Here is an 8,953-nt window from a genome sequence, read left to right on the forward strand (position 1 = left end):
GCAGACGCGACGCGACGACCCTACGGGTCGTCAACTCGGGCGCTCCGCGCCCGAGTCAGGAATTGCTCCGCAATTCCTGCGGGAACCTGCTCCGCAGTTTCCCTTTCGGGTAATCGCTCCGCGATTACCCGCTTGAATTCGCTCCGCGAATTCAAGAAATACGGCTGGCTGGTGGTCGGGGGGTCCGGATTTTGGTGCGGGATGATGGGGGGCGGGCCCAACAGCCCCTCGGCGCTGGGCTCGTCGTCGCGGGCGCGGGGGTCCGACTCGGTGCGTCGGACCATCGTGCGTCAGGACGAAACAGGTAGAACCTCTTCCCGGCCCGAGACCGGGCTCGTGAGCCAGCGGGCGTCCGGGCCCGGGGCTCTCGCTGTCTACAGGGCGCGCAGCAGGAACTGGGTGGTGGTGTAGCCGGCGCCACCGGAGCAGGTGTAACTCTGCTGGGTGGCCGTGTACGTGAAACCGGAGGGTACGGAGCAGGCCCACATGCCGGTCACGGGCTTGTGGAGCAGGTACTGGCTGGTCGTGTGGCTGCCGCCGCCGGAGCACGTGTGGCTGCTCATGACCCCGGTGTGGGTGTAGCCGGGCATGGTGGTGCAGGCCCAGAGACCGTCGGCGGGCGGCTGGACGTAGAACTCGGTGGTCGGGTAGCTGCCGCCTCCGGAGCAGGTGTAGGAGCTGCGGGACGAGGTGTATGTGTAGCCGGCCGGGACGGAGCAGGCCCAGAAGCTTGAAGTGGTCTCTGTGGGCCCGGCTTTGGGCGCTTGGGCGGCGACGGCCGGGACGGTCGCCGTGGTGAGGGCTGTGGCGAGGGTGAGGGCGGCCGTCGCCGTGGCGGCGAGCAGCGTGCGGGGCACGCGGAAGGTCGTACGCGGCATGGCGGGACTCCTGGTCGGTTCGTCCATCGAGCAGAGTCAACGGGGGGCCGACCGGGGGCTGGACCGGGCCCCGGCCGCCGCAGGGCGCGTGCCGGAAGACTGTCAGGGGCGCGGGCCCCCGACAAGGCCAGTGCCACGCCGTCCGTTGTTTTCCGGCCGCCACCGGCACCCCGGCCGACCTGCGGGCTGACCGGAGCGCACTGCCCTGCCAGGGCGTTTCGGGACGGGGGGAACGGCGGGGTCCGCCCCTGGGGCCGGGCCGCCAAGGGCTACGGATACACCGTGCACGCCCTCGATGCGCGATCCAGGCCGTCCGATGTGGCTCAGGGCTTCGTCTCGGGAGCTCTGCTCGTGGACCGGGCGTCGTGACGTCGGTCAGCCCCCATGGGTTCGTGTTCCGCGCTCGTCGTCGCCGGCCTGGCGGTTGTCCGGGTCGACGGGCAGGGCGATGTCATGCGGGGCTGCCGAGCGGTGGGTGGTCGAGCACGCGGGGCTTGTACTCGACCAGCTGGATGCGGCCGTCGAAGGTGCGGTGTTCGATCATTTCGAGGGCGACGTCCGGATAGCCGTCGTAGATGCGTTCTTCGCCCGTGGCCCCGGTGATCACCGGGAACATCACGACCCGGAAGCGGTCGACGAGTCCGGCTCGTAGCAGGGACCGGGAGAGGCTGAGGCTCCCGATCGTGCTGAGGAGCCCCGAGCCACTCGATTTCATGGCGCGGACCGTCTCGACGGCGTCGTCGCGAACGAGCGTGGTGTTGGCCCACGTCAGTGGTTCTTCGAGTGTGGAGGAGAACACCACCTTGGGCGCTTGTGTGAGCTCGTCGACGGACGCCTCTTCCTCGGGCCTGAACTCGTCTTGCCCCTTCGGGACCTCACCCGCGGCGAAGCCCGACATCAGCCGGTAGGTGTTCGCTCCCATCAGGTAGGTGACCTCGGGCTGCTCTCCCAGCCAGGCGAGGTACTCGGGGCCTTCGAGGCCCCAGAATCCGGGCCATCCCTCTCCCGACGCGTAGCCGTCGAGGGAGGTGATGAAGTCGACGAGAAGCTCCGACATGGCGGTGTCCTTTCCTGGGATGTCACAAGTGAGGACCGGCCGGGATCCGCAAACTCATCGGCCGCGCTGCCCGATGTCCGTGAATCGGCCTTTTCCCGTCGGCGGCGCGTCGGCCGCCGTCGTGGAAGGAACCTCTTCGTGCTTCGGCCGCGCTCCAGGAGCCTCTGGTCGATGGCGCCGGCGTCCTGTGCGTCGGTCGCTCCGCGCAGTGCGGGCTTCCTGTACGAAGCTTCGCACCCAAGCGAGGGACGGCCCCAGCTGCTGGCCCTCACGGCAGGGGGAAGACCGTGAGGGCCAGCAGCAGGAGCCGTCCCACCACCCCGGCATCCGTGTGCCCGCGAACCGGGTACCCATGCCTTCCGGATCACGCCGAAAGGTCTACCGGCCGCTCCGACCTCGGGCCCGCGAGGGCGGCGGGGGCGGGCGGGGCGGTGTCGTACCCCCGTGGTACTTCTGTCGCATGAGCCAGTTCCGCGACTTCAATCTCAAGCTGCTCGTCATCGAGGAGCTCATGTACGGCCCCGAGCCGCTCCTGCCGGTCTACGACCTGCCCACGCGGCTGGCGGAGCGGGGGATCGGTGACCCCGCGTCCTACGTTCTGGAGAACGGCCTCCACGAGGAGGTGCTGCCGGAGTCCCGGGCCCATTTCGAAGCTCTGGAGATTCCGGCCGAGCTGCTCGCCCGCGTCGAGGAGCTCTGCTTCGACGCGGGGGCGGAGGTGTTCCGGCACTGCGCCCCCGCCTGGGACGGCGAGGACGACCTGTTCGACGTCCGCTCGCTCGACGACCTCGATCTGTTGCCCCACCTGCGGGAGGTCACCTTTGTGGAGGACGGCGTCCTGGCCGTGCCGGACGCGGCGGAGGTTTTCGCCGCTCGCGGCATCGACACCGACTGAACTTCCACTCTCAGGCCTGGGCGTGGGCCGCCGGGCTGTTCATGCCCTGAGGGCGGCCGCGCCTTTCTGGGAGCGGAGTGTTTTGGTTCCGGGGCGCCGGGCTTCGATGGTGCGGGGGTCGACGGCTTCGCCGGGGGCGCCTTCGCGGTAGACGCCGTCGGGGTCGCTGTCGCGGTCGTGGGGGAGGAGGAAGAAGACGCGGCGCTTGTACAGGCCGCTGTCGGGGTCGGATTTGGCGGTGCTGTCGAGGAGTGCGTAGCCGATCATGCGGCCGTCGCGGAGGTAGGGCGGGCGGTTGTTGCGTCGCCTGGTCTTGTCGAGGGCTTGGCGGACGTAGTCGAGCCGGTCGGTGTCTTCCAGCCACACCACGTCCGCTTCGTGGATGAGATCGCTTTCGCTCAACAGCGAGCTCATGTCTGCAGCCCTTCGTCGGTCGTGTCGGTGGGCCTGGTGGCCCGGCGTGGGAGGGGGGTGGGTGTCGGCGGAGTCACCGGTTCCTCATCGTACGGCGGCCTGCCGGTGCGGTGAAGCGGGCCTGTGCCGGAGGTGAGAGGTGGGGCGGGGCTGTCGGCGAGCAGGGCGAGGCCGGGGTAGTACTTGCGGCCGTTGGATTTGATCATGTCGGCCGGTGAGGCGAGGCCGACTTCCTGCCGGACGCGGGTGGCGAAGACGCGGGCGGTGGCGGGGCGGACGCCTTCGCCGCTGAGGCACCAGGAGCAGTATTCGGTGTAGAGCAGGCCCTGTTCGACGCGGAGGTCGCCGGGGTCGCCGGCGCGGGTGCAGCATTCGGTCAGGAAGCGGCCGATGTGGTCCTCGGTGGTGGCGTAGGCGCTGGTGGCCAGGCGGACGCGGTCGGGGCCTTCGAGGGGGTCGCGGGTGGCGAGGTAGCGGCGGGCGCCCTGGATGAGCCAGTGGAGGATGCCGGGGCCTTCGTCGCGGACGAGTTCGGAGGCGAGGTTGTCGATGCGGCGGTCTTCGGTGACGGTGCGGGTGAAGGGGATCAGCCGGATGCGGCGCCAGAAGGCGAAGCCGCCGGTGGAGACTTCGGGGCGGTGGTTGCCGAGGAGCCAGAGGTGGTGGGTGGGGGTGAAGGAGAAGTAGTCCTGTCGCATGCGGCGGGCTTTGATCTTGTCGCCGCCGGTGAGGAGGCGGACGCGGGCCTCGTCGAATTTGTCGTTCGGCTTGAGTTCGGAGCAGACGATCAGACGGCGGCCGTGGAGCTCGGTGAGTTCCGTGGAGTGCTCGCTGAAGGAGCCTCGGTCCATGAGGAAGCCCGGCGGGGCCGCGTCCGCGTAGTCCCCCAGGATCTGGATCATGGTGTCGAGCAGGACGCTCTTGCCGTTCTTCCCTTCGCCGTGGAGGAAGGGCAGGACCTGGGCGCCGACGTCGCCGGTGATGGAGTAGCCGAGCAGCAGGTGCAGGAAGTCGATCATTTCCCGGCCTTCGGCGTCGTCGCCGAAGGTGTCGGTGAGGAATCGCTGCCAGCGGGGGGCTTCCGTGGGGAGGGGGGCGACGGCGGTGGAGCGGGAGTGGAAGTCGTGTGCGGGGTCGGCTTTGTGGATCTGGCCGGTGCGCAGGTCGACGATGCCGGCGGGGGTGCACAGGGCGTAGGGGTCGCCGTCGAGGGTGCTGGGGTCGACGGACATGTCGGGTGAGGCCTTGGCCTGGGTGAGGAGCGCTTTCATGCCGGTGGTCGACAGGGTGCGCTTCTTGTGGTGGGCGAGTTCGCGGTTGCTGTAGATGCCTCTGGGGTCGGTGTCGGCGATGTCCTCGGCCATTTCGCCGGCGGCCCAGAGGGCGGCTTTCTCTCCTCCGACGCGCTTCCAGCGGTGGCCGTCCCAGGAGTGCCAGCCGAGGCCTTCGACGTGGCGGAAGCGGTCCTGGTAGAGGCGGACGAAGAGGCGGGCGTTGCCCCGGTCGGTGAGGGACGGCGGCAGCAGCACGGAGGCGTCGGGTACGGGGGGAAGGGCGGCGGTCTGGGCGGGGAGCGTCACCGTGGTGGGGGCCTGGTCGAGCGCGAGCATCTGCTGGGCAGCGGCGTCGGCGTCGAAGCGAGGTGTGTCGTCGGCCCTGCTCATGAGCGTCCTTCGGGGTGGAGCGGTCGCCTGGCACCGGCGGCCAGGGCGTCGTCGATGATCTGGGTGCTGCGGCGGGAGGTCCCGGGGCGGGCCTGGTCCGCGGTGTGCTGGAGTTCGGCGCGGATCGTCGCGTGGTCGAGGTGTCCTGCCCCGACGAGGCCTCCGGCGGTGTAGGCGGCGCGGTTGAGTTTCTCGGTGAAGGACATGCCGTGCGGCGCGGCCGCGCACCGGGCGATGTCGCTGAGGAGGGGTTCGAGCAGGCGCCGTGCTCCTGCCGTTCTCGTGCGGCGGGTCCGGGGCGGGGGCGCGGGGGCCGGGGTGGGGTGGGGGGCCGGCTGGGTGAGGTGGCCGGTGCGGGCGAGTTCGTCCTGCAGCCAGGCGGGGAGCGGGGCGGGGAGTCGGGCGGGGCCCTGGGCTTCGTACCGTCCGTCGGTGGTGCGGGTGGTGGGGGCGACGATGTAGCCGCCGTCGGCGCGTACGTCGACCTGCCAGGCGAGGGCGGTCTTCGTGCTCGATCCCGTCGAGCAGCGGTACCTGGTGGTGGGGGTGGGGTTGCGGTACCAGACGTGGAGTCCGCCGGACGGGGTGCGGACCCGCAGGGTGCCGGTGTCCTCGGCCGGGTTGGGGCGGCCTCGGTAGGCGGCGAGGAGGGCGAGGGTGTCGAAGCCGGAGGCGAGTCCTGCCAGGTTGACGGACTCGTGGATGGGGATGCCGGGGAGGAGACGGCTGCGGTCGGGGACTTCGGCGGGGTGGGCGTCGATGTCGATGACCACCAGGTCGGCCGGGCCGCACGCGATCCCGATGCCTGCGGCGGGGGTGTCGTTCCACCAGGTGTCGATCAGGCGGGTGTCGGTGGTGGCCGCGTGGAAGCCATGGCAGGGCCGTCCCGCGGGGATGCAGGGGCAGTCCTGCGGGGTGTGGGTTCGGGTCCGGCAGGCCGGGCAGTTGGCGGTCGGCGTTTTGCGTCCGGGGGCCAGCGGGTGGACCGGCCAGCCCTGTTCGGCGCACCAGCGGGCGACCGCGAGCGGGGTGGGGTGGCCGGACGTCCGGGCAGGCCGGGGAAGTTCGAGGCTCCGCACGCTGCTGTCCCTGTTCCTCACGGTCGTCGACGCCGGTCCCTTCCGGGCTGCCCTCCAGGGACCGGAGGGACTGAAGGGACTCTGATCCCGAAGTGTAGAACGGATCTTCTTCGGGGGTGGCCGAGCCACGCACACCGTGGAGAGGCATCGGTTCCTCGGTCCCTTGGGTCCCTTCCGACGGGTGCCGGTCTCGGGTTCGCCGGGGGCTCGGTCCCTGTTTTCGGGGCGGCAGGGACCGGACGGACGGGCCCCGTAGGTCCCTGCGCCCGGGGGGCCGGGAGGGACAGAACTGCCGGAGGGACGGAACCAGGGGCTGAGGGAGGGACGGAGGGACTTTCAGTCCCTGTCGCGTTTCCGCAGGTCAGAGGCCCGATGCCTGGCAGGACAGGGACTGAAGGGACTCAACTTCTCTATTATCAGCGCACCAGAGCGTCTTTGTCTTCATGCGCACGCGCGTACGAGAAAGTACATGACTTCACGTCATAATAGGGAAGTTGAGTCCCTTCAGTCCCTGTCAGAGGGGGGGAAACCGCTCTGACCTGGGAAAATGACCAGGGACTGAAGGGACTGTCCTCCTCGGGGAGTTCAGTCCCTTCTCTCCTGGGGACGGGGAGGGACCGTGACGGCCCGGGGTGCCGCCGGGGAAGCGGTGGGCGGGCGCTAGCGTGGCCGGGCCGGTGGCGCCGTGCCGATCCGGCCAGGGGAGGGAGAAGAGACGTGGGCAGTACGCGAAGGCTGTTCCTGGGGGCTTTCACGGCGGGGGCCGTGTCCGTGGTCGCGGGGACCGGGCCGGCGTCGGCGGCCGAGGAGGGCGCGTCGGCGGAGGGGGACGTCGTCTACGACGGGGCGGTGCAGGCGCAGAGCTTCCGGACGCAGGGCGGAGGGACCTCGACGTTCCGTACGACGTCGACGGCGACGACCACGAAGCTGCACGCGCTGGTCGCGTACCAGGACGGCGTGGCGGGGAACGGTGTCGCGCTGAACGTCATCTCCGACAACCCTCACGACTCGGCCATGTACCTGTCGGGGACGGAGAAGGCGCGGGGGACTCTCAAGATCTCCCACCGTGGTTACGCGGACGGCTCCGACGGAGGAGCGGCCGCCGTGTCGGTCTATCTGGAGACGACGGGAGCGGTGGACGGGGCCGGGGGGACGGCGGCGCAGGGCATCTTCGTCACGCACACCACGGGGCCCACGAAGGGCAATCTGATCACGCTGCGGAACAACGGGGTGGACGATTTCGTGGTGAAGGGCGGCGGGCAGGTCGGTGTCGGCATCCCGATCGGCGCCACCCCGCGCGGACGAGTCGAGATCGCCCAGCGGGATTCCCTCATCGGTCTGCTGATGCAGGCGAACACGAACGCGGACAGCCGTATCGCGGAGTTCCGCGACAGGGCGGGTGTGGCGAAGCTGCGGATCCTCAACAGTGGTGCCCTGGCCGCGCACAACGCCCAGTTCGGTGTCGCGGGGGCGGAGTCGTACGGGGGTGGCGACGGAGTGATCGGGATTCGCAACGCCACTGCCGTGCCGACCGGCGACCCGACGAACGGTGGTGTCCTGTTCGCCGAGGGCGGGGCCCTGAAGTGGCGCGGGTCGTCCGGGACTGTCACCACGATCGCGGAGGCGTGAGGTCCTCGTGGAACTGACTCCTGAGCAGCTGGTGGCGGAGTTCCAGGACGCCGTGATGGAGCTGTACTTCGCCCGGAAGCGCATCGCCCACCTGGAGGCCGAGAACGAGGCCCTGAGGCGGCGGCTGGCCGAGGCGGCCCCCGTGGACGGCCAGCCCGGCCCGCAGGCCTGAGAGGCCCCTTCCTGCCCCGCTGCACGGTGACGGAGACTCTCCGGCCACGCAGCGGGGTCTTCGTTTTCCGGGTCAGGTCAGGCCGCTGGTGTCGATGGGCCGCGGGCGGTGCGGCGCCAGTAGGAGTGGGCCGCGGTGGTGAGGGCGAGGCCGTAGCCGGCGAAGGCGAGCATGCCGATCCAGGTGACGAGGAGGGCGTCGGCGGGGGTGGGGAAGTCGCCCCGTTGGATCTGGACGGCGCCGAGGGTGGCCAGGGCCGCGTAGCCGAGGCCGAGCAGGCCGTACGGGGCGAGGGTGGCGGCGCCGAGGACGGCGGGGGTCAGGGGGAGCCAGCGGGGGACGGGGCGGTGGCGGAGCCAGGGGGTCCAGCGGGGAAAGGTCCGGCCCCAGGGGCGGACCAGGCTCCACAGGAGGAGGGTGCCCAGCGCGGCGAGGAGGACCGTGGCGTCGAGGCCCCAGGATTCCAGGGTGAGCCAGAGGTCGGATGCGCCGTTGCGGCGGGAGGCCGCGAGCATCTCGTCGCCGGTGATGCCGGCGAAGGTGCCGCCGGCGGTCCAGGTGAGCTTCATCGCGACGTACGGGAGGAAGGCGAGCGTGCCGATCCACGCGGCCACAGGGGCGCGGCGGTGGTGGGCGTGCGCGGGGGAGGGGCTGGGACGGGGGGGGGGGGGGGCGGCGAGGAGGACGGCGCCGGTGGCCGCCAGGGCGTGATGGAGGGCGGCGGGGGCGTGGTCGACGCCTTGGCCGAAGGCGAGGGTGATGAGGTCCATCAGCAGGCCGAAGGCGGCGAGCGCCGCGAGCGCGCAGGCGGTCCACAGCAGGCCCCGCAGGGCGGGGCGGGGGCCGTATCGGGTCGTCGCGGCCCCGGTCGCGGCGGACAGGGTGCCGAGGGCGACGGCCGCCCAGGTGAGGGCGGGGGGCCCGGGGGTGTCGCCGAGGTGGAAGAGGGGTGTTCCGCTCAGCGCGCAGGTCAGGCCGAAGGCGGTGTAGGTCAGGGCCCACGCCGTGGCGGCGCGGGCCCGTCGCGGGCTGGTAGGAGTCGCTGGGGCACCGGTCATGGCCCGACGGTCGCACCGGGTTCGGGGGTGGGGCGTCGGCGCAGCGGTGTATTCGTCTCCGCCGGGTGGGGGAGGAGCGTTCCGCCGGGGGGGGTGCCGGGCGTTTT

The 8,953-nt window shown here is 71.1% G+C and carries 9 protein-coding genes; 3 read left to right on the forward strand and 6 right to left on the reverse strand.

Annotated elements, in window-relative coordinates; all coding sequences use genetic code 11:
* Positions 1-374: 374 nt before the first annotated feature.
* Positions 375-878 (reverse strand): hypothetical protein, encoded by a 504-nt coding sequence (locus RIF68_RS17235; protein WP_309052158.1) that lies wholly within the window; start codon positions 876-878, stop codon positions 375-377.
* A gap of 451 nt (positions 879-1,329) precedes the next feature.
* Positions 1,330-1,935 carry a dihydrofolate reductase family protein gene (locus RIF68_RS17240; RefSeq protein WP_309052159.1) on the reverse strand — a complete coding sequence of 202 codons (606 nt, stop codon included), beginning with the start codon at positions 1,933-1,935 and terminating at the stop codon, positions 1,330-1,332.
* A gap of 460 nt (positions 1,936-2,395) precedes the next feature.
* On the opposite strand from RIF68_RS17240, the gene RIF68_RS17245 reads away from it, so the two are divergent.
* On the forward strand, positions 2,396-2,830 hold the full coding sequence (locus tag RIF68_RS17245) for a DUF6892 domain-containing protein (RefSeq protein WP_309052160.1): 435 nt from the start codon (positions 2,396-2,398) through the stop codon (positions 2,828-2,830).
* A gap of 39 nt (positions 2,831-2,869) precedes the next feature.
* Here the strand turns inward: RIF68_RS17245 and RIF68_RS17250 are convergent, their stop codons facing one another.
* From RIF68_RS17250 to RIF68_RS17260, 3 genes are read right to left on the reverse strand one after another with little or no spacing between them, the layout of a single operon-like run.
* Positions 2,870-3,244: a DUF6009 family protein gene (locus tag RIF68_RS17250; RefSeq protein WP_309052161.1), complete on the reverse strand. Its 375-nt coding sequence runs from the start codon at positions 3,242-3,244 to the stop codon at positions 2,870-2,872.
* Positions 3,241-4,908, reverse strand: coding sequence for a phage/plasmid primase, P4 family (locus RIF68_RS17255; protein WP_309052162.1), 1,668 nt, complete (start codon positions 4,906-4,908; stop codon positions 3,241-3,243). The genes RIF68_RS17250 and RIF68_RS17255 overlap by 4 nt, the downstream gene beginning before the upstream one ends.
* Positions 4,905-5,987: a bifunctional DNA primase/polymerase gene (locus RIF68_RS17260; protein ID WP_309052163.1), complete on the reverse strand. Its 1,083-nt coding sequence runs from the start codon at positions 5,985-5,987 to the stop codon at positions 4,905-4,907. The genes RIF68_RS17255 and RIF68_RS17260 overlap by 4 nt, the downstream gene beginning before the upstream one ends.
* A 717-nt stretch (positions 5,988-6,704) precedes the next feature.
* On the opposite strand from RIF68_RS17260, the gene RIF68_RS17265 reads away from it, so the two are divergent.
* Together RIF68_RS17265 and RIF68_RS17270 are read left to right on the forward strand one after the other, a co-directional pair.
* Entirely contained in the window at positions 6,705-7,616 is a 912-nt protein-coding gene (locus RIF68_RS17265; RefSeq protein ID WP_309052164.1) for a hyaluronoglucosaminidase, read from the forward strand.
* 7 nt (positions 7,617-7,623) lie between these two features.
* On the forward strand, positions 7,624-7,788 hold the full coding sequence (locus RIF68_RS17270; RefSeq protein WP_309052165.1) for a hypothetical protein: 165 nt from the start codon (positions 7,624-7,626) through the stop codon (positions 7,786-7,788).
* Between the two features lie 77 nt (positions 7,789-7,865).
* Here the strand turns inward: RIF68_RS17270 and RIF68_RS17275 are convergent, their stop codons facing one another.
* Positions 7,866-8,846: a hypothetical protein gene (locus RIF68_RS17275; RefSeq protein ID WP_309052166.1), complete on the reverse strand. Its 981-nt coding sequence runs from the start codon at positions 8,844-8,846 to the stop codon at positions 7,866-7,868.
* Positions 8,847-8,953 lie beyond the last annotated feature (107 nt).

The organism is Streptomyces sp. (genome assembly GCF_031178505.1).
GTDB classification, from domain to species: domain Bacteria; phylum Actinomycetota; class Actinomycetes; order Streptomycetales; family Streptomycetaceae; genus Streptomyces; species Streptomyces gulbargensis.

Excerpts from the sequence above, each read along its gene's own strand:
- RIF68_RS17240 (WP_309052159.1), bottom strand. The coding sequence starts at position 1,935 with ATGTCGGAGCTTCTCGTCGACTTCATCACCTCCCTCGACGGCTACGCG.
- RIF68_RS17245 (WP_309052160.1), top strand. The coding sequence starts at position 2,396 with ATGAGCCAGTTCCGCGACTTCAATCTCAAGCTGCTCGTCATCGAGGAG.
- RIF68_RS17255 (WP_309052162.1), bottom strand. The coding sequence starts at position 4,908 with ATGAGCAGGGCCGACGACACACCTCGCTTCGACGCCGACGCCGCTGCC.
- RIF68_RS17275 (WP_309052166.1), bottom strand. The coding sequence starts at position 8,846 with ATGACCGGTGCCCCAGCGACTCCTACCAGCCCGCGACGGGCCCGCGCC.
- RIF68_RS17235 (WP_309052158.1), bottom strand. The coding sequence starts at position 878 with ATGCCGCGTACGACCTTCCGCGTGCCCCGCACGCTGCTCGCCGCCACG.
- RIF68_RS17250 (WP_309052161.1), bottom strand. The coding sequence starts at position 3,244 with ATGAGCTCGCTGTTGAGCGAAAGCGATCTCATCCACGAAGCGGACGTG.